At 69.0% G+C, this 22,766-nt stretch carries 26 protein-coding genes; 13 read left to right on the top strand and 13 right to left on the bottom strand.

Annotation, left to right across the window (positions count from 1 at the left end; translation table 11 throughout):
- Positions 1–128 precede the first annotated feature (128 nt).
- From AC3EUV_RS01120 to AC3EUV_RS01100, 5 genes are all read right to left on the bottom strand, one after another.
- The gene (locus AC3EUV_RS01120; RefSeq protein WP_432141159.1) at positions 129–992 is read right to left on the bottom strand and encodes an amino acid ABC transporter permease; all 864 of its coding nucleotides are present in this window, start codon (positions 990–992) and stop codon (positions 129–131) included.
- Positions 989–1,633: an amino acid ABC transporter permease gene (locus AC3EUV_RS01115; protein WP_190145179.1), complete on the bottom strand. Its 645-nt coding sequence runs from the start codon at positions 1,631–1,633 to the stop codon at positions 989–991. The genes AC3EUV_RS01120 and AC3EUV_RS01115 overlap by 4 nt, the downstream gene beginning before the upstream one ends.
- A gap of 19 nt (positions 1,634–1,652) precedes the next feature.
- Positions 1,653–2,582, bottom strand: coding sequence for a glutamate ABC transporter substrate-binding protein (locus AC3EUV_RS01110; RefSeq protein WP_432141158.1), 930 nt, complete (start codon positions 2,580–2,582; stop codon positions 1,653–1,655).
- 14 nt (positions 2,583–2,596) lie between these two features.
- Positions 2,597–3,340: an amino acid ABC transporter ATP-binding protein gene (locus AC3EUV_RS01105; RefSeq protein ID WP_432141157.1), complete on the bottom strand. Its 744-nt coding sequence runs from the start codon at positions 3,338–3,340 to the stop codon at positions 2,597–2,599.
- Positions 3,341–3,514: 174 nt separating this feature from the next.
- A complete protein-coding gene (locus tag AC3EUV_RS01100; RefSeq protein WP_432141156.1) occupies positions 3,515–3,955 on the bottom strand; it encodes a DUF6278 family protein in 441 nt (146 codons plus the stop codon).
- Positions 3,956–4,173: 218 nt separating this feature from the next.
- Here AC3EUV_RS01100 and AC3EUV_RS01095 point away from each other — a divergent pair, with 218 nt between their 5' ends.
- A complete protein-coding gene (locus AC3EUV_RS01095; RefSeq protein WP_435601898.1) occupies positions 4,174–5,991 on the top strand; it encodes an SGNH/GDSL hydrolase family protein in 1,818 nt (605 codons plus the stop codon).
- An 84-nt stretch (positions 5,992–6,075) separates the two neighbouring features.
- On the opposite strand, the gene AC3EUV_RS01090 is transcribed toward AC3EUV_RS01095, so the two are convergent.
- From AC3EUV_RS01090 to AC3EUV_RS01055, 8 genes are all read right to left on the bottom strand, one after another.
- Positions 6,076–6,861 carry an exodeoxyribonuclease III gene (locus AC3EUV_RS01090; protein WP_435601897.1) on the bottom strand — a complete coding sequence of 262 codons (786 nt, stop codon included), beginning with the start codon at positions 6,859–6,861 and terminating at the stop codon, positions 6,076–6,078.
- 39 nt (positions 6,862–6,900) lie between these two features.
- Positions 6,901–7,542, bottom strand: a complete 642-nt coding sequence (locus AC3EUV_RS01085; protein ID WP_432141153.1) for an MBL fold metallo-hydrolase — start codon at positions 7,540–7,542, stop codon at positions 6,901–6,903.
- A 20-nt stretch (positions 7,543–7,562) separates the two neighbouring features.
- Positions 7,563–8,843, bottom strand: coding sequence for a bifunctional 3-oxoadipate enol-lactonase/4-carboxymuconolactone decarboxylase PcaDC (gene pcaDC / locus AC3EUV_RS01080; protein WP_432141152.1), 1,281 nt, complete (start codon positions 8,841–8,843; stop codon positions 7,563–7,565).
- Positions 8,844–8,944: 101 nt separating this feature from the next.
- Complete coding sequence (locus AC3EUV_RS01075; protein WP_432141151.1) at positions 8,945–9,103, bottom strand: hypothetical protein; 159 nt, start codon at positions 9,101–9,103, stop codon at positions 8,945–8,947.
- Positions 9,104–9,120: 17 nt separating this feature from the next.
- Positions 9,121–10,317 carry a site-specific integrase gene (locus AC3EUV_RS01070; RefSeq protein ID WP_488187838.1) on the bottom strand — a complete coding sequence of 399 codons (1,197 nt, stop codon included), beginning with the start codon at positions 10,315–10,317 and terminating at the stop codon, positions 9,121–9,123.
- A gap of 987 nt (positions 10,318–11,304) precedes the next feature.
- Positions 11,305–11,790: a gamma-glutamylcyclotransferase family protein gene (locus tag AC3EUV_RS01065; protein ID WP_435601895.1), complete on the bottom strand. Its 486-nt coding sequence runs from the start codon at positions 11,788–11,790 to the stop codon at positions 11,305–11,307.
- 14 nt (positions 11,791–11,804) lie between these two features.
- Entirely contained in the window at positions 11,805–12,350 is a 546-nt protein-coding gene (locus AC3EUV_RS01060; protein ID WP_432141148.1) for a GNAT family N-acetyltransferase, read from the bottom strand.
- A gap of 24 nt (positions 12,351–12,374) precedes the next feature.
- Complete coding sequence (locus AC3EUV_RS01055) at positions 12,375–13,694, bottom strand: NsdA family TPR-like regulatory protein (protein WP_432141147.1); 1,320 nt, start codon at positions 13,692–13,694, stop codon at positions 12,375–12,377.
- A gap of 257 nt (positions 13,695–13,951) precedes the next feature.
- Here AC3EUV_RS01055 and AC3EUV_RS01050 point away from each other — a divergent pair, with 257 nt between their 5' ends.
- The 12 genes from AC3EUV_RS01050 (at position 13,952) to AC3EUV_RS00995 (ending at position 22,728) form a co-directional block, all read left to right on the top strand.
- Entirely contained in the window at positions 13,952–14,542 is a 591-nt protein-coding gene (locus AC3EUV_RS01050) for a hypothetical protein (protein WP_432141146.1), read from the top strand.
- A gap of 214 nt (positions 14,543–14,756) precedes the next feature.
- On the top strand, positions 14,757–15,185 hold the full coding sequence (locus AC3EUV_RS01045) for an ATP-binding protein (protein WP_432141145.1): 429 nt from the start codon (positions 14,757–14,759) through the stop codon (positions 15,183–15,185).
- Positions 15,121–15,738, top strand: coding sequence for a DUF6415 family natural product biosynthesis protein (locus tag AC3EUV_RS01040; protein WP_488187836.1), 618 nt, complete (start codon positions 15,121–15,123; stop codon positions 15,736–15,738). Before AC3EUV_RS01045 ends, AC3EUV_RS01040 begins: the two co-directional genes overlap by 65 nt.
- Positions 15,735–16,190: a hypothetical protein gene (locus AC3EUV_RS01035; RefSeq protein WP_432141144.1), complete on the top strand. Its 456-nt coding sequence runs from the start codon at positions 15,735–15,737 to the stop codon at positions 16,188–16,190. Before AC3EUV_RS01040 ends, AC3EUV_RS01035 begins: the two co-directional genes overlap by 4 nt.
- Entirely contained in the window at positions 16,181–16,375 is a 195-nt protein-coding gene (locus AC3EUV_RS01030) for a hypothetical protein (protein ID WP_432141143.1), read from the top strand. The genes AC3EUV_RS01035 and AC3EUV_RS01030 overlap by 10 nt, the downstream gene beginning before the upstream one ends.
- A 112-nt stretch (positions 16,376–16,487) precedes the next feature.
- Positions 16,488–17,900, top strand: a complete 1,413-nt coding sequence (locus tag AC3EUV_RS01025; RefSeq protein ID WP_432141142.1) for an ATP-binding protein — start codon at positions 16,488–16,490, stop codon at positions 17,898–17,900.
- Positions 17,890–18,288, top strand: a complete 399-nt coding sequence (locus AC3EUV_RS01020; RefSeq protein ID WP_432141141.1) for a roadblock/LC7 domain-containing protein — start codon at positions 17,890–17,892, stop codon at positions 18,286–18,288. Before AC3EUV_RS01025 ends, AC3EUV_RS01020 begins: the two co-directional genes overlap by 11 nt.
- Complete coding sequence (locus AC3EUV_RS01015) at positions 18,285–18,629, top strand: DUF742 domain-containing protein (RefSeq protein ID WP_432141140.1); 345 nt, start codon at positions 18,285–18,287, stop codon at positions 18,627–18,629. The genes AC3EUV_RS01020 and AC3EUV_RS01015 overlap by 4 nt, the downstream gene beginning before the upstream one ends.
- Positions 18,607–19,221 carry a GTP-binding protein gene (locus tag AC3EUV_RS01010; protein ID WP_432141139.1) on the top strand — a complete coding sequence of 205 codons (615 nt, stop codon included), beginning with the start codon at positions 18,607–18,609 and terminating at the stop codon, positions 19,219–19,221. Before AC3EUV_RS01015 ends, AC3EUV_RS01010 begins: the two co-directional genes overlap by 23 nt.
- Complete coding sequence (locus AC3EUV_RS01005; protein WP_432141138.1) at positions 19,218–20,504, top strand: cytochrome P450 family protein; 1,287 nt, start codon at positions 19,218–19,220, stop codon at positions 20,502–20,504. Before AC3EUV_RS01010 ends, AC3EUV_RS01005 begins: the two co-directional genes overlap by 4 nt.
- A complete protein-coding gene (locus tag AC3EUV_RS01000) occupies positions 20,495–21,790 on the top strand; it encodes a cytochrome P450 (RefSeq protein ID WP_432141137.1) in 1,296 nt (431 codons plus the stop codon). The genes AC3EUV_RS01005 and AC3EUV_RS01000 overlap by 10 nt, the downstream gene beginning before the upstream one ends.
- Entirely contained in the window at positions 21,787–22,728 is a 942-nt protein-coding gene (locus tag AC3EUV_RS00995) for a hypothetical protein (RefSeq protein WP_432141136.1), read from the top strand. Before AC3EUV_RS01000 ends, AC3EUV_RS00995 begins: the two co-directional genes overlap by 4 nt.
- The last annotated feature ends 38 nt before the right edge of the window (positions 22,729–22,766 follow it).

The raw sequence follows: 22,766 nt of genomic DNA, 5'->3' as shown, positions 1-22,766 counted from the left end.
CCATAGCGGCGCTTCCGCCCGGTCCGGTTGCCGGGAGGGCGGGCGGACCGGCGAACACGGGCAGCGGGGCCGGGTTCGTTCCGGACCGCCTGTTGTCCCCCGCCGCGGACCGCAGCCGCCCCCGCCCCTCAGGCCGGCGGCCGGTGGCCCCCCGGCAGCAAGGTGCCCGGCTCCGGTGGGGCCACCTCGGCCGCCTCGACCTTGGGGTTGCGCCGCTGGCGTTTGGAGACCCAGTTGGCCAGTCCGGAGAGCAGCATGCACATCCCGATGTAGATCGGCGAGATGATCATGACTACGGGGATGAACGGCAGGTCGTAGTCGAGGTTGGACGCGATGAGCTTGCCGGCGTGCAGGAACTCCTCGTAGGTGATGAGGAAGCCGAGGGAGGTGTCCTTCAGGGCGACCACCAGCTGGCTGATGATCGCCGGGAGCATCGCCCGGACCGCCTGCGGCACCAGGACATGCGTCATGACCTGGGTCTTGCGCATGCCCAGGGCGTAGGCGGCCTCCCGCTGGCCGCGGTCGACGGAGTTCACGCCGGTACGGAAGACCTCGGCGAGCACCGAGCCGTTGTAGAGGGTCAGCCCGGCGACCAGGGCGGGCAGCGGCTCCACCTTCAGGGCGACATAGATGAAGAAGATCATGACCAGCACGGGCATCGCCCGGAAGAACTCCACCAGCAGAGTGCACACCCAGCGGGCGATCCGGTGCTCGGAGAGCCGGCCGGTCGCGAGCACCGCGCCGAGCGCCAGCGACAGCACCGCCGCGAAACCGAAGGCCTTGAGGGTGTTGCCCAGGCCCCGGAGCAGCAGATCCTGAATTCCCGTGTAGGTGAAGGGAGTCCACTTCGCCGCGACGAACTGGCCGGTGGCGAAGAGGAGGTAGACGATCCAGGCGATCAGCGCGAGGATCACCAGCGTCCCGCCGAGGCCATAGAGCCGGTGCCGCTGCCGGGTCCGCGGGCCGGGGACGTCGTAGAGAGCGGTGGTCATCGGGCGACTCCGAAGCGCTTCTCCAGCACGTTGAAGATCGCGCTGATGGTCAGGGTCACGAGCAGATAGCCGACGGCGATCCAGACGAAGGTCCAGATGATGCTGTAGCCCATCTCGTTGAGCGGCTTGTAGACCCCGAGCAGTTCGACGACGCTGAAGGCGCCGGCGATCGCGGAGTTCTTGGCGAGCGCGATCAGCGTGGAGCCGATGGGCGGGATGACGGACCGGAACGCCTGCGGCAGGACGATGTCACCGAGGGTCTGCGGAAACGTCATCCCCAGGCTGCGGGCCGCCTCGCCCTGCCCGACCGGCACGGTGTTGATGCCGGAGCGCACCGCCTCGCAGATGAAGGCGGAGGTGTAGCAGCCCAGCGCGAGGATGGCGAACAGCTTGAAGGGCAGCACCAGGCCGAACCGCGGCAGCCCCAGCACCACGGCGAAGAACAGCAGCGTCAGCGGCGTATTGCGCAGCACCGTCACCCAAGCCGTGCCGAAGGCCCGCAGCGAACCGACCGGTGCGACCCGGAACGCGGCCATCAGGAAGCCGAGGACGAGGGCGAGCAGGGAGGCGTAGACGGTGAGTTCGACGGTGCCCAGCAGGCCCTCCCCGTAGAGGGAGAGGTTGTCCAGGAGAACGTTCATCGGTCGGTTCCTTGCCGGCTCAGGTCGCGGGGTAGCGGTCGATCGGGGGCGGCTTGGGCGCGGGCACTCCGGACAGGCCGAGGGTCGCGTCGTACGCCTTGCGCCAGAGGCCCTTCTTCTCGGCCGCGGCGAGGGCGTCGTCCAGCGCGAACCGCAGCGCGTTGTCGCCGCGCGGGACGCCGATGCCGTACGGCTCCTCGGAGAACGGCTTCCCGACCACCTTCAGCTCGTCGGGCACCTTGGCGGCGTAGCCCAGCAGGATCGCGTCGTCGGTGGTGACCGCGTCGACCTGGTAGGTGAGCAGGTTGTCGACACACACCGAGTAGGTGTCGTAGGCGACCAGGATCGCCTTGGGGTACTCGGCCTGGATGCGCTGGTACGGGGTCGAGCCGGCCGCCGAGCAGACCCGTTTGCCGGCCAGGTCCTGCGGCCCCCTGATGTCCTTCTCGTCGGCGCGGACCAGCAGCGACTGGCCGGCCATGTAGTAGGGGCCGGCGAAGCCCACCAGCTTCTTGCGCTTGTCGTTGATGGTGTACGTGCCGACGTAGAGGTCGATCTGGCCGTTCTGGAGGGCGGTCTCGCGGTTGGCGGAGGCGATCGTCTTGAACTCGATGGTGTGGGGCGGGAAGCCGAGGGCCGCGGACATCATTCTGGCGATCTCGATGTCGAAGCCGGCGTAGACACCGGAGGCCGGGTCCCGCTCGCCGAGGTAGGGCTGGTCCTCCTTGACGCCGATGACGAGATGGCCGCGGCGCTTGGCCTTCATCCAGGTCGGGGACTCGGGCAGGGAGAAGTTTTTGGCGACCGGGTACTGGGGCAGTTCGCTGCCCGTGGGGCCCTTGACCGGCGGGCTGCCGGCCCGGCCGCAGCCCGCGAGGGCCAGCGTGAGCACGGCGAGCGCGAGCGCCACGAGGGCGCGGCGCAGGGGCGAGAGGTGACTGTGCGGCATCGCGACGCCCCCGTTCAGTGCTTGAGGATCTTGGAGAGGAAGTCCTTCGCCCGTTCGCTGCGCGGCGCGGTGAAGAATTCCTCGGGGGTGCGGTCCTCGACGATGCGGCCGTCGTCCATGAACACCACACGGTTGGCGGCGGAGCGGGCGAAGCCCATCTCATGGGTGACCACGACCATCGTCATGCCGTCCCGGGCGAGCCGGCGCATGACTTCCAGCACCTCGTTGATCATCTCCGGGTCCAGGGCGGAGGTCGGCTCGTCGAAGAGCAGTGCCTTGGGGTCCATGGCGAGGGCGCGGGCGATGGCGACGCGCTGCTGCTGGCCGCCGGAGAGCTGAGCGGGATATTTGTCGGCCTGGGAGGCGAGCCCGACCCGGTCCAGGAGTTCTCGGGCGTGCCGGGCGGCCTCGTCCTTCTTTTTCTTCCGGACCTTGACCGGCGCCAGCATCACATTGGCCAGCACGGTCTTGTGGGCGAAGAGGTTGAAGGACTGGAAGACCATGCCGACTTCGGCCCGCAACTGGGCGAGCGCCCGGCCTTCTTCGGGCAGTGGTCTGCCGTCCAGCTTGATGCTGCCCGACTCGACGGTCTCCAGGCGGTTGATGGCCCGGCACAGGGTGGACTTCCCGGACCCGGAGGGCCCGATGACCACGACCACCTCCCCGCGGCCGACGGTGAGGTCGATGTCCCGCAGGACATGGAGTTCTCCGTAGTGCTTGTTGACCCCGCGCAGTTCAATCAGCGCCTCACCGGCCATATGCAGACCTGCCCACTCTCATCCGTACAGCGGAGAGCCCGCAACCTACCGGGGCCTATGGGGCACTTCTCCACTGACACGCACGCATGCGCGGAGATGGGCGGATAAATCAGGGTTACCGATGAACGTCCCGCGGACGCGGAACGGGCGCCCGCCGGCCTCCTGACACCGGCCTCAGCTCTCCGAGACCTCGGCGTAGACCTGGGACAGTTCGGGTGCGCCGGTGTCGGCCCATTCATGGCCCGCCGCCACCACGTCGATCTCCCGCCCGGACGCCAGCCGGACCACCGGCTGCCCGTCCGGCCAGACATGCCACACCGCGCCGCGCACCGTGCGGACCAGCACCGTGCCGAGGTAGAGACCGGCGTCGTTGCCGAGCCAGGGCAGCACCTCGGGATCGTCCCGCCATACGGGCTGGAGCTGGTCCAGCAGCTCCAACGAGCGTACGGAGTCGTCCAGTTCCACGCCCGCCGTGGCGGCCTGGGCCCGCAGCAGCTCGCACTCGGACAGCAGCTCGACGACGCTCTCGGGATCGGCCCGCACCGACTCGGCGAGCGGCACGGACCGGTGCGCCTGCTGACGCTTGCGCCACTTGTCCAGAAAAGACATGTTCATGGTGTGCAGGGTCCCACCCGACCCGCGGCCGGGGCCACAGGCGCGCGGCGCCATCGTGCCCCGTTCGTCACCTTGACGCTCCCCCTCCGTCTCCCTAACTTCATGGCGCTCGGATCGGATCTGCTGGATCCGCAGGAGCCCCTGCCCGTAGGGGGGCGACCGGCCTGGATCGCAGTGCACCACCCGCCCGTTGGCGCCACCCGGAGGGATACGGACCGATGCGTGTACGACGATGGGGCACCGCCCTGACACTGCTGCTCACCGCCACCGCACTCCCGGCCACCGGCCCCGGCACGGCCACCGCCGCACCGGCCGGCCCGGCCCGGCCCTCGCCCCGCCCGCTGCCCTTGGCCAGGCACTTCGACAACCGGGCGGTCAGTGACAACTCCGCGCCCGGCGCGGCCGACTTCGACGGTGCGGGCCGCTCCCTGTCCGCCCAGGACCTGGCGGCGGCCGGCTGGTCGCCGGGGAGCGCACTGACCCTCGACGGGACGCGGCTGCGCCTGCCGCGGACGGCGCCGGGCACCCGGGACAACGTGGTGGCCGACGGCCAGGCGGTGGCGGTCCGCGGCCGGGGCGAGGCGCTCACCTTCCTGGTCGCCGGGACGGGCGGCGCGGCCGCCGGCACCGGGACCGTGCACTACCGGGACGGCTCGCGCAGCGGCTATGAACTCACCGCGCCCGACTGGCGGTCGGGGCCGCTGAGCACCAAGGCCGTGGCGCTGCCGCACCTCAACGCTCCGGACGGGCAGTCGGCCGGACCGGCCCGGCTGTACGCGGTGACCGTACCGCTGCGAGCCGGGCGGGAGGTGGCCTCGGTGGTGCTGCCCACGGCGGACGCGTCGGCGGGCGCGCTCCATGTGTTCGCGCTGGCGGTCCGCGACACCGGCCGCAGAACCGGGAGTTGGGCGGCGAGCACCGCGGGCTACCGGGCGGTCGGGCCCTGGACGGACCGTACGCTGCGGCTGGTCGTGCACAGCGGCGCGGGCGGGCCACGGGCCCGCATACGACTCGCCAACACCTTCGCGGGCACCCCGGTGGACATCGGTGCGGCCAGCATCGCGGTGCGCGGCGCGGGGTCGGCGGCGGACCGCGGACCGACACCGCTGACCTTCGGGCGGGGACAGACCGGGACCCGGATCGCGGCCGGGGCCGAGGTGTTCAGCGATCCCGTGGACTTCACCGTGCCGGCCGGCGCCGATCTGCTGGTGAGCATCCATCTGCCGGGGACGGTGACCGCGGCGCCGGTGCACCAGGAAGCGGCCCAGTTGTCGTATCTGAGCGCGGCGGGCAGCGGGGACCGCACCGCGGACGCCGGGGGCACGGCCTTCCCGGAGACGATGACCGTCTGGCCGTTCCTGACGGGCGTCGACGTCGAGGGCGGCCCCGGCTCGATCGTGGCGCTGGGCGATTCGATCACCGACGGGGTGAAGTCGACGAGCGGCACCAACCGGCGCTGGCCCGACGTACTCGCCCACCGCTTCCAGACCCAGCACACGCTGCCCCGCTACGGCGTGCTCAACCACGGCATCTCGGCGAACCGCATCGTCACCGACCGCTATCCGGGCGACGGGGTCAGCACCGACACCGGCGGGGTCAGCGCCCAGCACCGGCTGGAGCGGGATGTGCTGGCGCAGCCCTCGGCGCGGACCGTGGTGGTCTTCGAGGGCATCAACGATGTGCGCTGGGGGACCTCGTCCGACGAGGTCATCGCCGGTCTGCGGGCCCTCGCGCGGCGGGCGCACGAGCGGGGACTGCGGGTCGTGGCGGCGACCATCGCGCCCTGTGAGGGCTACCCCGACTGCACCCCGGCCGTGGAGGCCCGCCGCCAGGCCGTCAACGCCTTCCTCCGCGCCGACGCCGGCACCGTCTTCGACGCGACCCTGGACTTCGACGCCGTGGTCCGCGATCCACAGCGGCCCCAGCGGATGCTGCCCGCCTACGACAGCGGCGACCATCTCCACCCCGGCGACGCGGGACTGAAGGCGCTGGGTGAGTCCGTGGACCTCCGGAAGCTGCTGCCGGGACGGCGCTGAGGCAGCGGTGCCCGTCGCACGGACGACGGGCGGCAGGCCCCGGGGGGCGTCCGCTGCGGACACGCCCTGGGGCCTGCCCTCCCCTCAGCCCTGGACGTCGAGATCCACCACGACCGGGGCATGGTCCGAGGCGCCCTTGCCCTTGCGCTCCTCGCGGTCCACATAGGCGTCCGAGACGGCCTTGGCGAACGGGGCGTTGCCGTAGACCAGGTCGATGCGCATCCCGCGGTTCTTGGGGAAGCAGAGCTGGCGGTAGTCCCAGTAGGTGTACGGACGGTCGTACTTGAGCGGCCGCGGGACGACGTCCGACAGGCCCGCCTCGCGCAGGGCCGACAGGGCGGCACGCTCGGCGGGCGTGACATGGGTGGAGTCCACGAACACCGCCGGGTCCCAGACGTCCTCATCTGTCGGGGCGACGTTGTAGTCGCCGAGGACGGCGAACGGGCGGGGGCCCGCCGCGTCCTCGGCGACCGCGGTCTTCAGCGCCTCGAACCAGCCGAGCTTGTAGGCGTAATGCGCATGGCCGACCTCGCGGCCATTGGGGACGTACACCGACCACACCCGGGCCGGGCCACAGGTCGCCGAGACGGCCCGCGGCTCCTGCACCCCTTCATAGTCCGGGCCGCCGGGCAGGCCCATGACGACGTCGTCGAGGCCCACCCTGGACACCACAGCGACACCGTTCCACCGGCCGTTGGCGTTGACCGCCGCCTCATAGCCGAGCTCGCGCAGCTCGTCGTGCGGGAACTGCTCGGCGGTGCACTTGGTCTCCTGGAGGCACAGCACGTCCGTGCCGGAGCTCTCCAGCCAGGCCAGCAGCCTCGGGAGGCGGGCGGTGATCGAATTGACGTTCCAGGTCGCGATGCGCATGTCTGTAAACCTACAGCGAGGGTCTGACAGTCCGGCGCGTCAGCCGAGTGCGGTGCCGCTGCCGGGCGCGAGCCGGCCGTGATCGGTGCCGCCCAGCTTGTCGATCATGGAGTCGTAGATCGGGCGGGCATGGTCCTGGAGCAGGCTGTCGTGAATGTCGATGGCCCGCCGGGGCGCGACCGCACGGACGTAATCGATGACCTCGGCGACCTTGTTCCAGGGGGCGTGGACGGGCAGCAGGAGGGTGTCGACCGTACGGCCCTCCGGGACGGTGAGGGCGTCGCCCGGGTGGAAGACCGCGCCGCCGTCGATGAGGTAGCCGACGTTGGTGACGCGCGGGATGTCGGGGTGGATGACGGCGTGCATCTGGCCGTGCACCTCTACCTCGAACCCGGCCGCGGTGAAGGTGTCCCCCTCGCCGACCGTGTGCACCCGGCCGGGGAACGCGGCCGACAGCTGCTCGGCGACGCTGGCCAGCGTCCAGATCTCGGCCGCCGGGTTGGCCTCCATGCCGGCCCGCAGCCGCTCCTCGTCGAAGTGGTCCATGTGCTCATGGGTGACGAGGATCGCGTCCGCACCGACGGCCGCGTCCGCCTCGCTGAAGACACCGGGGTCGATGACGAGGGCCCGCCCGTCCTTCTCCAGCCGGACACAGGCGTGCGTCTTCTTCGTGAGTTCCATGGGGCCATCTTGCCCCGCCCTCACGCCTCCGGCGTGGTCTCCTCGCGGATCACCCGCTGGGCGACGGCGAACGCCGAGTTGGCGGCCGGGACACCGCAGTAGATGGCGGTGTGCAGCAGCACTTCCTTGATCTCCGTGGGAGTGAGGCCGTTGCGCAGGGCCGCCCGGACGTGCAGGACCAGTTCGTCGTGGTGGCCACGGGCGACCAGCGCGGTGAGCGTGATGATGCTGCGGGTGCGGCGGTCCAGGCCCGGCCGGGTCCAGGTCTCGCCCCAGGCGTAACGGGTGATGAAGTCGTGGAAGTCACCAGTGAACTCGTCGGCGGCGGCCTCGACCCGGTCGACATGGGCGTCACCGAGCACCTCGCGGCGGACCTTGATGCCCGCCTCGTAGGTGGCCCCGCGGACCTGCTCCGGCTGTGCGAGGCCGGACTCTATGGCGGCGGGCGGCGCCTGCGGGGGCGGCGGGGGCGCGAGCTGCGGCTTGGGCGCGGCGGCACCGAGGGCGGCCTGGCCCGGGCCCGGCTTGTCGTGCCAGGCGGTGCTGAAGTGCCGGATGAGGAGCTCGGTGACGGCCGCCGGCTGCTCCACAGGCACCAGATGCGAGGTGCCGGGCACCAGCGCCAGGCTCGCGTCGGGAATCCCGGCGACCAGGCTGCGGGCGTCGGTGGTCGGCGTGACCTGGTCCTCGGAGCCGACGACGACGAGCGTGGGCACCCCGACCCGGCCGAGCGAGGTCCGTACGTCGTAGGAGGCCAGCGCCTCACAGGCGGCGATGTAGCAGCCGGGGTCGGTGGTCCGCACCATCTGGACGGCCCACTCGACGATCGCGGGCTGGGCACTCGCGAAGCCCTGGGTGAACCAGTGCTCGGGCGCGGTCCGGGCGATCGGGTCGAGCCCGTTCGTGCGGATGACCACCCCGCGCTGGCGCCAGGCATCGGCGGTGCCGTATCGCGGCGAGGTGGACACCAGCGCCAGTGAGGTGACCTGGTGCGGCCGGGTGAGCGCCAGCTGGGTGCCGATGGCTCCACCGATGTTGCAGCCGGCGTAACCGAAGCGGTCCACCCCCAGGGCATCAAGGGTGGCGATCAGCCGGTCGGCCAGCTCCGCGACGGAGGGCGCCGCATGCGCGGGCGAACCGCCATGTCCGGGCAGGTCGAAGCGGATGACCCGCCAGTGACGGGTCAGCTCGGGGATCTGCCGGTCCCACATGTGCCATGTGGTACCCAGAGCGGCGCCCAGTACGAGTACGGGGGCGTCGTCCGGGCCGTCGATCCGGTGCTGCAGGGTCTTCTCACTCACCCGGCCACGCTACCGACTCTTTGACGCGATCCTTACACCCGGGTCAGGAAGAGCCGTCGGATCGTGACCGCCGACCGTACCCGAAGCGGGGTTTGCGCAGGTCAGAGCCTCAGCGTGGAGACGACGCGGAAGATCGCGTGCCCCGACTTGCCGTAGCTCACCGTGATCTGCTGGTACGGATGCGGTGCCTTGCTCGTGATCAGGGCCGGGGTCTCTTGGCCCGGAGAAGCGGCGTTGCGGGGTGGGCGCGGACAGCTCACTCACGCCTTGCACGCTCTCAAATCTCACAATCTCTCACATGCTGGGTCGGAGCCCCGTGCAGGCCATCCCATGCTGTGGCAGCTTCGCGAAGATCTTCCACGTCCGGCTTGACGTACCACCGCTTGGTGGTCTTCACGTTCGTGTGTCCGGCCCACCGCGCAAGGATGTGGTCCGGCACGCCCTTGTTCGCCAGGAACGTGAAGCACGACGCACGAGCGTCGTATACCCGAACGCGACGGAGACCAAGGAGATCCATGAGCCGGTACGCGCGTCGACGGAGCTGCTTGATCGTGAACGCTACGCCGGTCTCGTGCACCAGGACGTAGCCGGAGGCTACGTAAGCCTCCCCCAGAGCCAGCTTCTCCTTGGCCTGGAGAGCCTTGAACGACGTGAGGGCAGCCAGCACCGGAGCGGGCAACGGGAGTGCCCGCTCGCCGGCCATCGACTTGGTGTCCTTCTCCACCACGTACCGGTTGCCCATCATCGTGCGCGTGTTGGCAATGGTGATACTGGCGGCCTCCAGGTCGACGTCTGTCCACCGAAGTCCGCAGACCTCAGCCGGGCGTAGGCCCATGAGAGACAGCAGGAGCGGAGCGTAGAGCCGCTCTTCCATGATCCCGTGAACAAACGTCTGCACCTCCTGAACGTTCCAGGGCATCACCTCCTGCTTGTTCTTCCGTTCTTCCTTGCGTGCCTTACGCGGAATGGTCACGTGCTCGGCCACGTTCACGTACACCAGCCGACGCGTCACGGCCCGACCAAGAGCCTCCTTCAGCCGGGCGAGGCTCATGTCCACGCTGGTCACGCCGAGCGGAGTATCAGCCCTATCGCCGCGTACGCGCCCGTGCTTCAGGGCCCAGTGCATCCACTCTTCCACGTCCTCTTCCCTGAGTTCCTGAAGGCGGATTTGGCCCAACTTCCCCCGTGTGCGGTCGAGGGTGATCCGGTAGTTGTAGATAGTGGTTTCTTCCAGGTCTTCAGCCTTCATGGCTAGCCACTGGTCAAGCCACTCATTCACGGTGATCTTATTAGGCGGTACGAACGTCCCTTCGTGGCGACGGCTAGTGATGCGTGCGTACTCGGCCCTCGCTTCCTTCAGCGTGTCGAACGTACGCGTTAGCTGCTTGCGCTTCCCGGTGACGGGATCGATCCCTACATCGACCACGAACCGGTACCGGACCTGCCCCTTGGCATTGGGCGGGAGCTTCTTTATCGGAACGGACAGGATTACTCACTCTCCTTCAGAGCGCGCAGACGCCACGTTGGCTAAGCTGAGTGGTTTTTGCGAAGTGCACCGCGGCCATCCGGGCGCCACCAGATGGTGCCGTTCTCTTCCTCCTCGGGGATTAGAGAGACGTCTATGGTGTCTGCTACGGCTCCACCGCCGCGCAGCCGGCGAACACCCTCAATGGTCGTCACGATCGCCGGATTGGCTAACCGGCGATCGTGGTCTATGTTGCGCTTCGCATCGGAGGAAGCCGACAGCTTCTCAGGCTAGCCAAAGTCAGGAAGCCAGCCGGTATGAGCGCAGGGCCGGGGCCGCGCCGTCCGTTACAAGCACCAGAAGACCGTCACCTATGAGGCGGTCAAGACTTCGCGCCGCAACGCACTCAGTGGCTTCGATAGCACGAGCGACGTACCGAGTGTCAGCTCCGGGGTGTGCCGCAACGTGTGCGAGGACTGCCCGGTCCCGGCGATAGCCGCGCTGCAGCAGATCCTCGCCGAACAGTCCGGCCGCGCAGACGCAGAGGCCGATGGAGACTGCTCCGTAGTCACCCGCCGCCTGACCGGGCCAGGCGTTCAGCGCACCGAGCGCAAAGAGGACGAGGGAAGTGAAGCGGGCGGATCGAATAGCGGAACCAGACAGACGAGCCTCCAAAGCTGGGACCACGCCAGCAAGACAGCCTGGGCGCGATGCAGGATTCCGAATTAATCGCCACCCTGGCCGCACCGGAACAACTGCACCTCTGACTTGGTGATATCCGGGACGTTGTACGTTGACATGGTCTCGGCGAAATTTTCCAGGCTTTTGGAGTTCGTTCTTTTCTGCCGTGAGCGAATACCCGCCGCCGACCCCTACGGAGCCCCCAAACCTAGGACCTTAGGATGATCCTGACTGGTTCTACGGGCGACAAGAGGCCGGCGCCGAGAGACCCGCACAGCGTTCGAGGAGCTGGCGGCCTCCCGAACGCCACGCGCTTTACTGGTCTGCTTGGGCGGCCAATGCCGGGGCGATCCGTGCGCACCGAGCGGCGTACTCCTGAAGGTGGAGGGCCTTGAACTGCTCGGCGTCCCAGTTCTCGCCGCGGACATCACCGTCCGGCCAGACATAAGCGAGGCCGCGCCCGCCAGAGGTCAGGTCGACCTCACGTAGGTCGTAGCGGTCATCCTCGAAGGCGTCGAGGATCCCCCACTCCCTTCGGCTGAGGTCGGTGAGCCGCAAGCCGGGAGCCGCATAGCCGGGAGATGCTACGAGCCCAGGGTAGACGCGGCCTTCCAATGCTGCTGCGCGCCAGCCCGGTGCGCTGGCCGTCGCGCGCTTCGGTATCCGACCGAGCAGCGCTTCGAGGACCGCATCGAACTGGAGCGTTCCGTACACAAAGAGGGCCGTGGCGTCCGACGAGAGTCGGTCCCGACGGCTTGTGGTCACCGGGATCGGGTCGGGTTGTGTGATCGCTTGATTCATAGTCGTTCCGGTCATCATGCGTTCGGCAGGTACATGGCGTTGTAGGTCGGCGATTCGGGGGCGTGCTTGATCTGCCCCATTACCGTGTACCCCCATCGCAGGTAGGCATCGTGCGCTGGCTGGTTGTCGATAATGCAGGTCAGGGCAGTGGTGCTCTCGGCGCGTCCCGCGATCACGGTGTCGTGGATCTTTCTCCCGAGGCCCTGGTTCTGGAACTCGGGGGAGACCATCAGCTCCCGAAGCCAGAAGACCTGACCCGCATCCGCGAGGCTCCGGAGCTGCGCCGGCCGTCGTTCACCGAGCGATGTCCACCAGAGCTTGTCGGCGGGCAGCGTAGCGCCGTGCACGTAGCCGACGATCTGTCCGCCCTGGCGTGCGGTCACTGTCTCGAAGCCTTCGCTACCAAAGGCAGCCTCCAGCCGCTCACAAAAGGTGGCAACGGAGAAGAAGGGATCGCCCCTGTACGGGGGGGCGTCGTATACCCGGGCGTACACCTCGATCAGCTCATCAGCGATGGCTTTGACCGAGGTCCCGTCGTACCGCTCGAACTCCGCATCCACTGGTTGCACCTCTCCTTTGCTCAATCACGCGACGACCGCGCGGATCTCTTCCAGCAGGTCCCCGACCCCGCGTGCGCGGTGATGAGGGGCCAGCCCGTCGTGGACGATCTTCAACTGCTCGACCGCCCGAGCGGAAGACATGCAGGACGTCCTGATCAGTTCGATGGCTTTCGTCGTGGCTTGCACGCTGTGTTCGACGTCCCCCGCCTCGATGGCCGCAACCGAGAGCCGGCCGAGGCACATGCCACGGTTCCGCGAATGCGCAACGACTTGGAGCTGCTCGGACTTCGCCAGGAGCCGCTGGGCCGGGACCGTCTGGCCCAGATCGAGACGGCACATCCCCTCCAAGCACGTCAGCTCGGCCAGGTTCAGGAACAACGTCCAATCCGGGTCGCGGTCGTCCTTGCCGCGCTCCCACTCCTTCCAGGCCCTCTTGATCGCGCCCTCACAGTTGACGGCGTCCCCGACTCGCGCATGCCCCTGAGCCTCCCGGATCGCCAGCAGGGCCGTCACTCGGGTTGGCGCGCTCCAGAGGTTCGCGTGAGTCTGCGCGAGCCGTGAGAAACGAACCGCTTCCCGCCCTTTGTTTAGATCCACCGCCTGCCTGGCCATATTGCTCAGGGTCCGACTGGCGAGCACATCATCGCCAGTCAGCATTGCGGCGTTCAGCGCCTCAGAGAAGTGCTGGCGAGCCTCTGTGTGGAGCCCTGCGTCGTAGCAGAACCAACCGAGACTAGTCGTGAACTTACCGGCCAACGCATGGAGTTGGCGTCCCAAGCGCTCGTCGTAAATGCCTCGGTCGATCATGTGGTGCACCCAGAGCAGGTGCGCGCGTGTCGGCCGCCAGAGCCTGTTTCCTCCGAACTGCTGGTCCTGGGCGTCCATGTCGTCTGCGGCTTCGTACAGAAGATCGACCTCGTCCTCGGCGATCTTCCAGTCTTCCGAGCTGGCCGCGCCCGTAGTGGTCTCGGCCAGCCACGGCGGTGGGTCCTGATCACCAGAGGTGATTGCGTGCCCGCCGACGAGGAAGGGAGCTGCAGATGCTGATTGTTCGAAGAGGGGCACCGGAGCCACCACAGGCACGGCGGACGTGTTCACACTGCTCCTCGGAAGGAGTCCCAGTTCCGCCACCGACCTCTGGTAGTACGCCTCCAGAACCAGCCGGGCGTCCGGGTGTGGATACGGCCGCTCCTGTGTCTCGCTCTCCCACTTCGACAGCTGACGGACGGTGAAGGTAGGCCGCTTCGAGACTCGTCCCTCGGCAGCGAGCTGTCCCGCCAAATCATTCAGTTCGTCGACAGCCTTCGCCTGAGTCCGGTTCCGGCCCCGGCGGATCTCTTTCATGGCGCTACGACTCACCGGATACCCCCTAGCCAAGTGGTGTCGGCTCACCGTAACTGCCGAGCAAAGGGGGATGTGAGGCGTCGTCAGCAAAAGGGCTGGTGAGAGCGAAAGGGCATCCGAAAGGGCGGATAAAGGGCTGGTAGGGGGCGCTGAAGGTTCGGGCGAAAGGACCTGGTCAGAGGGCTCCACCTCCGATGCACTAGGTGGCGAAGGACGCACTGTGCGTACTAGCCGCTTGGATTCAACTGGGAGGGCTCATGGAGACCTGCACCGCGACTGGCGAGCACGAACGCCTGTCCGCGTGGTTCGCCGCAGCTACCTCCTCACCGGCCGAATCCATTGCCGCCTGGCGACTCACTCCTCACAATCCGCGGCGGCTCTCAACCGGTATCACCTTCGACGTCGTTCTGGCCGAGCGGTCTCTGGTGGAGCTGACGTACGAGATCCTTCGCCGGTACGAACAGACCCTCGGGCCGGCCATCCGCTTCACGAACCTGACCACGGTGGCCGTCCTCGTTCCCCCCGGCACTGCGACCCGCTGGAGCGGGCTGGTCGCCAACTCGACGTGGTCCGATCACAAAGCGATTCCCGTCTGCATCGGCCGCGGCCACGCGATCCGCATCCCCGGGAGCTCGCCAGCGGCGTCAGGCGTGCCGGTGGAGTGGCTGCAGGCGCCCAGCACCGATTCCGCCATAGGCGGTGCGCCCCTGCTCACCAGCCCGGTGCCATTGGTCCGCTGCCTTGCCGAAGCACGTTCCCTCCTCGCCCCCGACGACGAGCGGAGCCCTCTCAGCAGGGCCGTCTCCGCGGTCCGGGCGGTCATCCGGAGCCCCCAGAGGATGCGATGACAATGACTGCCGTATGGCCGAGCCGCACGCCCCATCGAGACGTCGGTCTTCAGAGTTCCACCATTCAGATCCACCAGCGACCGCCGGACACGCCTCTCCGCAACTGCTTCCAGGGCATCGGTATGCACGACGGAGTCTTCATCCCCCAAGCTGCACAGCTGAATCCGCGAGCCGAAGACGAGCACGGCATCGGCCTGGCCCATTCGGAGGCGCCATGACCGTCATGGCAGGTACAGGCACGCAGCAGTACAGGGAAGAACTGACCATCGATCCGCAGAGCATCGGACACGTACGAGGCACCGTCCTTGCGTACGTGCGCGAGTGCGGGTGGGGCGAGTTGGATGACGCCGCCTCACTGTGCGTCACGGAGCTGCTCTCCAACGTTTGGAAGCATGCGGATTCCGATGAGTGCGTTCTTCTCATCCAGCCGTCCGTGTGTGCTCTGCGGATCGTCGTCAGCGACAACAGCCCGCGGTTTCCTGTTGTTCGGGCCGCGGATGCGTGCTCCGAGAGCGGCCGAGGGTTGTTCCTCGTCACCAACGCCGCCGATGCCTGGGGCGTGACCGTGAACAGCTCCGGTGGCGGCATCGGCAAAGACGTCTGGGTCGAATTCCGGCCGCAGTCCAAGCGAGCCGCAGCATGATCCCCGGCCCCATGACCTATGGCCTTCGCCACCAAACCAGGAGGGAAGTGCCGTGAAGCGCCTGATAGCGCCCCTCTTAGCGGTGCTGCGACGGCCCCTCAAGGTTCGTTGCACGTCTGTCCGATCGCCCGCCGCTAGTGCGGCAGAGACAGTTGCGCTCGTCCTCGACGTTTCGGTGCCGCTACCAGCATCCCAAACGGATGTCGCCGACCTTGTGGAACGGTTACAGACCCACATCGTTGCGCTTGCCGGTCTGCTGGTTCCTGAGGGGCTAGCCGGCGCACCCGAAAAGCTTCGCCGCTTGTTGGCCCAAGCCGACGACCTGCGTCGCCGAGAGATGCCGCCGGACTACGTCCGTTCACGCGTCCACCTCGTGCGCCTGGCTGAGATCGCCCAGTGCCTCCTGGTCTGGGCAGCAGCCGACGAGCGGGCCTTCGCCGGGCCGGCTATCGGCAGCCCCTCGCGCCTGGCCCGGTCCGGGGCGGCCAGCCGGTGGGCGAGCCTCCTCAGGGGAAGCACGTCGCGCGGTGTGAGGCGGGCATGTCACCGATGATCACTATCGCGGACGCCGCTCCCGCCGTACGCGACGTCACCCCTGCCACGACGTACGCCTGGTGGGTGCAGCTGGCCGAGAAGCCGTTCCCCGATCCGCTGGCGCAACTGGATTGGGCGATCTTGCCGCTTGGCTTGCAGCCAGGACTTCCAGCCCTGGAGGCCCTCCTTTACGACGGCGAGCCCGTGGGCCCGGTCCTGTGCTGCCCGCGGCACCGACGGCTCTACGTGGCGGTGGCCGCGGAGTGCCGACACAGCCTGGATGGCGAGCGGCTGGGGGTTCGGGGGCGGGACCTTTCCTGCCCCGTCGACGGTCGACACCGCGGTGGCTGCGATGGCCGACTGTGGCTGCTCCCGTCCGATCCGCGGCACCTCACCGACCTTGTTGCGGTGGCCGACCGGATGTTGCACGTCAGTTCTGCCCGTCGGCTGGCTGCGGCGTCATGCGCCTGACCGTACCCGCGGTCGTAGTGCTGGGCGTGCTGATGGTGGCGCTGATCCGCGGCCAGAAGCTGCGGGGCGGGCCGGCAACTGTAGCCGTGGTGTTCGGCTTCGAGCTGGCCCATGGCCAGGCCGCTCCGGCCATCACCGAGACGTGCCGCCTCGTCGCCCAGCTCATCGGCCGCCTTCACCTCTAGTCCCGGCACGACCGTGTCTTCCCGTCCCATCCCCCTTTCTCTTCGAGGACTTGTGACCCAGATACCTCCCCTGGATCAGGCCAGCCGGCCGCGCCACCGGCGGGCTCCACAGATGACGCTGGGGCGAAGCGTGCTGGTGGTCGCTCTGGTCGCTGCCGCGTCCGCTGCCGCCGTGATGCTGTCGTCGCCACCGGGCCGTGCGGCCGTTGCCTGGTGCACTGCCGCCTCCTCCATGCTGGTGGCGGCGGGACTGGCTGAGGCGCAGCACCGGCTCCGCGCTGTCGGCCGGGAGCGCGATGAGGCGTGGGAACGGGTGCGTCGCGCGGAGGTCGCCCAGGGGCGATCGGAAGCTGATCTTCGTCGCCTCCGGGACGACATCGATCGGGCAACCCACGTGCTGCCTTGGGCCGTGGACCAGCTGCGCGAGCGCGCATCGGCAGCCACCGCCCTGGCGCGACTCGGCCAGGAAGGTCTGCTGCCCACGGACGAGACACTGCGGGGTGTCGTCCACACGACGGTGCACACGCTCCACCAGGAGCACCGGCGGCTAACGTCCGCGATGGTCATGGTGCAGGGCTGCGGGAAACGCCTCCATGCTGCGGTCGTCGATCACCTTCGGGAAATCGATGAGCGGAAGAGGCTCTACTGGGACAGCGGTTCCGCACCGATTCACCGGCAAGCGGTGCGCGCCGATTTCGAGGCGCTCGATGCGCGGCTGTCGAGTACAGGGCTGCTGACCCAGCGGCTGCTGGCCCTGTCCGGCGCCCGCCGAGCGGGACGACCATGGGCGAAGCCTGTGTCGCTGGAGCGCGTCATGCGGGCGGCAGTTGGTGCCTGTGAGCACTATCCCCGAGTTGAGCTGGCTCTTCCCCGTGTGCCTGTGGCGGTCGCCGGACCGGCTGTCGGTGCCGCCATCCACGTGCTGTCGGAGATCCTCGACAACGCACTGCGCTTCAGCTCCCCGACGACGCAGGTGTGGATGTCGGTTGAGGATGTCGCCTCGGCGATCGTCGTGCACATCGACGACAGCGGCCTATCCATGAGCGAAGAGTCCTTGGCCCGTGCACGCGAAATCGTCGACTTCGAGCAGCCGCTGGACATCACCAGGCTCTCCGGAAGCCGGCTGGGCCTCGCCGCCGCACGGCTCGCGGGTGACCGCTTCGGTATGCGGATCGCGTTCTGCGCCTCCGCCTCGGGCGGCATCCGAGCCAGCGTGGTCCTGCCCCGCCAGTGGCTCACCCACGACACCGCGTCCGTCCCCGCAGCCGGCCGTGCTCCGCTCCTTCCACAAGGCAGCGGGCCGCCGAGTTCGGCCGCCGCACCTCAGCCGCCTCCCGGCACCAGGCGCCTGCCTCGCCGCGTCCCAGGCGCCACGCGGTCCAGCCCGGCCGCGCAATCACCCGAGCCGGGATCGCCGCCGACGCGTAGCCCGCAGGAATCCGGGCGGCGCGTGTCCGCCTTCCGCCAAGCCACCCGCAGCGCCACAGCCCCCGCACCGAATCCGGAGAACCACGATGAACGCTGACCTTCGCTGGCTGCTCGACCAGCTCTGCCACGACACCCCCGGTGTGCTCCATGCCCTGCTCCTGTCCGACGAGGGCATGAAGATCGCCCACGACAAGAGCCTCGATCACGACACCGCCGATCTCCTCTCGTCAATGTGCACCACTTGGCTCACCGTCTCCCACCAGCTGGAGAAATTGTTCGATACCGGAGGCCCGGCATTGACGGCCACCGTCGACACTCCGAACATCCAGCTGCTGGCAGTCGGGGCCGGTAAAGGCGCCATCCTCGCCACCGTGGCCAAGAGCGAGGCCGACCCCGGCATCGTGGGCACCGCGATGGCCCAGCTGGTCGAGCGTGCCGCAGACCACCTGAGCGTCCCGGAGCGGTCGCCTCGGACCCCGTCGTGAGCGACGGCGACGTGCCCGACCGGTCGTTCGTCGCCCTGCGCGGACGCACCACAGCCGGCCACGACCTCGACGCGGTCTCGTTGATCGTCACCGAGCGGGACGATACCGCCGGCCTCGGGCTGGAGGAGTCCGCCATCGTGCGGATGTGCGCCTCGCCGACCGGGGTCGTGGAGATCGCCAGCCGCCTCCAGCTGCCCGTGGGGATGGCGCAGGTCCTCATCTCCGGCCTCCTCGACCAGAACCGGGTCACCGCCCGACACCCTCCACCCGCCGCCGCAGCCTCGCGACACGATGCTGATTTTTTGAGGGAGGTCCTCGTTGGACTCCGCAACAAGCTATGAAGCCACGCGGGTGCCGCTCCCGCAGACCGCCAGCTGCGGCGTGAAGGTTGCGGTGGCCGGTGGTTTCGGAGCCGGGAAGACGACCTTCGTCGGTGCCGTCAGCGAGATCACCCCGCTGCGCACCGAGGCGGAGATGACCGCCGCGAGCATCGGCACCGACGACCTTTCCGCCACACCGTCGAAGCGGACCACGACGGTCGCCTTCGACTTCGGCCGGGCCGCGCTCAGCGAGTCCACGGTGCTGTACCTCTTCGGCGCTCCCGGCCAGGACCGCTTCAAGTTCATGTGGGACACGGTGCTCAACGGCGCCCTGGGCGCGGTGGTGCTGGTCGACACCCGCCGGGTGGAGGACTGCTTCCGGTCCCTGGACCGGGTCGAGGACACGAGCCTGCCCTACGTGGTGGCCCACAACGTCTTCGGCCACGAGGACCAGGAGCACACCCTGGACGACATCCGCGACGCGCTGCAGATGGCCCCCGGAGCACCGGTGATGCGCTGCGACGCCCGCGACCGGCAATCAGTACGCGGCGTACTGATCGCTCTCGTCCAGCACGTGCTGGACCTCTCCGGCCGACGGGAGGGTCGAGCGTGAAGAGTCCGCAGACTCCGGGGCTTGTGGAGCTGCCCGACAGTCACCGCGGGGCGACCCTGCTGGGGGACCCGGGCTACCACCGCGACCCCGCCGAGGTCTTCTCCGCGTTGAGGCGCACCTACGGGCCGGTGGCACCGGTCCTGCTGGATGGGCAGGTGCCGGCCTGGCTGGTGCTCGGGCACCGCGAGCTGACCCAAGTCACTGTCGACACGGAGCTGTTCGCGCGCAACGTGGCGCGGTGGCGGCTGCGCGAGCAGATCCCGGCCGACTGGCCGCTGTGGCCGATGGTCGGCGGCGGCCCGGCAGGCGACTCTCTGCTTTACACCGAAGGGGAGGAGCACCGGCAGCGCGCCGGGGCGGTCAGCGCCGCCCTGTCCGGCATCGATCCGGTGGAGTTCCGGGCCCAGTGCGAGTCACGCGCCGAGGACCTCGTCGAGTCCTTCGCGCACAGCGGGCATGCCGATCTGATGGCTCAATTCGCCCTGCTGCTGCCGGCGATGGTGATGGGCTGGGCCCTGGGCGTACCGGCCAAGGAGCACCAAGACCTGGTGGCGGCATTCACCGACCAGCTCGCCGGCGGCGACCGCGCCCTGGCCGGACACCAGCACATCCACCGCACCATGCAAGCGCTCGTCCGGCAGGTACGCGAACACCCACGTGCCGACACCGCCTCGCGGCTGGCAGCCGACCCCGTCGGCCTGAGCGACGAGCAGCTCTGCCAGGACCTGATCGTCACCATCCTGGCCGGTCACCAGACCACCGCGTACTGGATGGGCAACGCCACCTACCGGATGCTCGTCGACCGCCGCCACACCGACGCCTTCGTCCGTGGCCGGCTCGCCGTCAGCCAGGCCCTGCGCGAAGTCCTCTGGGACGACACCCCCACCCAGGTCTTCGCCGGACGCTGGACTAGCCGCCCCGCCCACCTCGGCCACGCCACCATCCCAGCCGGCGACCTGGTCCTGCTGGGGCTGGCCGCCGCCAACACCGACCCCCACCTCCGCCCCGAACCTGGCGCCGGCATGCGCGGCAGCCGGGCCTACCTGTCCTACTCCCACGGCCCGCACAGCTGCCCCGACCCGGCCCGAGACCTCGCCGAGACGATCGTCACCGCCGGAATCGAGGTCCTCCTCGACCGCCTTCCCGACCTGCACCTGGCCTGCCCGCCCGAGCAGGTCCGCTGGCAACCGTCGGTGTGGATGCGCGGCCTGGAATCCCTGCCCGTCACCTTCACCCCCACCCCGCCAACCACCCGCTACGCCGGAGGCACCCCGTGGATCTGACCTGCTCCTCCCCCGCGATCGAACCGCCCGCACCGGGGCTGACGCTGTCACGTCCGGTGCACCGGCTCGACCCGCACAGCCTCGACCTTCATTACGACGCCGCCGTCATGCGCAAGGCTGGCCCGGTAGTGCCGGTCCAGTTGCCCGGCGGCGTGCCGGTGTGGGCGGTCACACGTGACGCCACTGCCCGTGCCGTACTGCGTAACACCTGTGTCTTCCGCAAGGACCCGAGGCACTGGGATGCCCTCCAGCGCGGCGACATTCCCGCCGACTGGCCACTGATCGGCTTGGCCGCACCGGCCGGGCGCAGCATGGTCACCACCGACGGTGTCGATCACTGGCGTCTGCGCGGACCGCTGGCGACCGTGTTCACCGAGACGCGGGTACGGGCTCTGCGGACGAGCATCGACATCATCACCAAGAAGCTGCTGGCCGATCTCGCCGACGCCGCCACCGTCGCCGACGACGGGACCGTCGACTTCCGCCAGCTCGTGGCGTGGCCGCTGCCGATGACCGTTATCAGCCTTCTGCTGGGCCTGCCGGAGTCCGAACACGAGGCCCTGCGCGCCGAGTACGAGATCGTCTTCGACGACACCCGCGATCCGACGGCCGCGCTCGCGGCCATCGCGGACATCATCACCCGCCACCTCGACGCCAAGCGCCGCCATCCCGGGGACGACCTCACCAGCGCCCTGCTCCAGCTCCCGCGAGACGAGCAGCTGTCGACGGAGGAACTCGTCGCCACCGTGCAGGTCCTCATCGCCGCCGGGCACGAGACCACCGTCCACCTCCTCGTCAATGGGGTGCTCGCTCTCACCAGCCATCGCGACCAGCTCGACCTGCTGCTCCAGGGCGAAGTCCCGTGGGATCGCGCAGTCGAGGAGATCCTGCGCTGGCAGCCCCCGACCGCCAACTTTTTGATGCGGTTCGCCACCCGGGACAGCGTCCTCGGCGGCGCGTTCATCCGCCGGGGCGAGCCGGTGATGATCTCCTATGCCGCCATGGGCCGAGACCCTGACCGCTACGGACCCACCGCAGACGATTTCGACATCACCCGCGAGGGCGGCCACACCAGCTTCGGCCACGGGCCTCACGCCTGCATCGGCGCACCCCTCGCCCGCCTCGAAGGACGCATCGCACTCAAGGAACTGTTCAGCCGGTGGCCCGATCTCGCCCCGGCCGCGCCGGCGCCGCGCGCCCCTTCAGTCCTCATGAATGCACGCACGAGCCTCCCCATCCGCCTGCGCTGTGTCAGCCACCCTCACGTGACCGGAGCGGCGAAGTGACAGCCACAGCCACAGCCACCGACCACGCTGCGTCCGGGACGCTGGACCCGCTCCAGCTTCGTGACGATCTCCTCGTCCTGCGCCGAATCATCGGCCACGGTCGCGCCGCACCCGCGTCCGTGGCCCGCAACCTCAACATGGCCCGACACATCGCGCAGCACTGGGCGCCCTTCGGCCACACCCGTTGCGCCGCAGCTGACGGCTCGGGCTCCGAGGAGCAGCGGTGGGAGATCCTGCTGGCGTGTGCGGACCCCGATCGGTCCGTGGAGCGGTCCCACGCCGGGGTGATGGTGTACGCCTGTGCCGTCCGGGAGCTGGTGCAAGCGCTACACGACGTCGCCCGGCCGGGCGCGGCCGTGCCCGAGGTCTCCCGGGCCCCTGGTGACAGCCAACGAGATGCAGCGCGCCACCGATCCGCACCCCGCCTCCAAGGGACGCCTATGACCACAGACCGGTACACCGCAGCGACAGCAACCCACACCCAGCCCGCCCCGACACAGGTCGAGACCGTGCTGGCCAGACTGGTCCCACGCTGCGTCCGCCGGGCGAAGACCAACGCCGACCTCCAGGCGATACGCGAAGCCGCCCTTGCCTCGGCCATCAACCGTACGCCGCGCCCCCGCATCGGCATCTACACCATGGTGCAAGCGCACCAGGACCCTGCCGTGCGGTTGGCCGTAGCCCGCGGCCTGGCCGTTCGGAACGGCTGGCTCTTGGAGCGGGCTCCGGCCGTGGACTTCACGGGGATGACCAACCCGGCCACGCGACCTCAGCTCGCCCGCCTGCTGGATGCCCTCGACCGCGACGACATAGACGGCATCGCCGCGACCTCCCGGACCGACTTCTCCGACCTCAACGGCGACTACGAGGACGCCCTCCAACGGATCCACGCCCGCCGCGGCTTCCTCGCTCTCGCCAGCACCGAGACGGACATCTGACCCCGCAGTCCCTGCCGTCCTGCATCTTCGCCCCTTCC

It is taken from the genome of Streptomyces sp. bgisy130 (genome assembly GCF_057708345.1).
The sequence above is the reverse complement of the archived record's forward strand: the minus strand, read 5'-3'. Positions and strand labels throughout refer to the sequence as shown.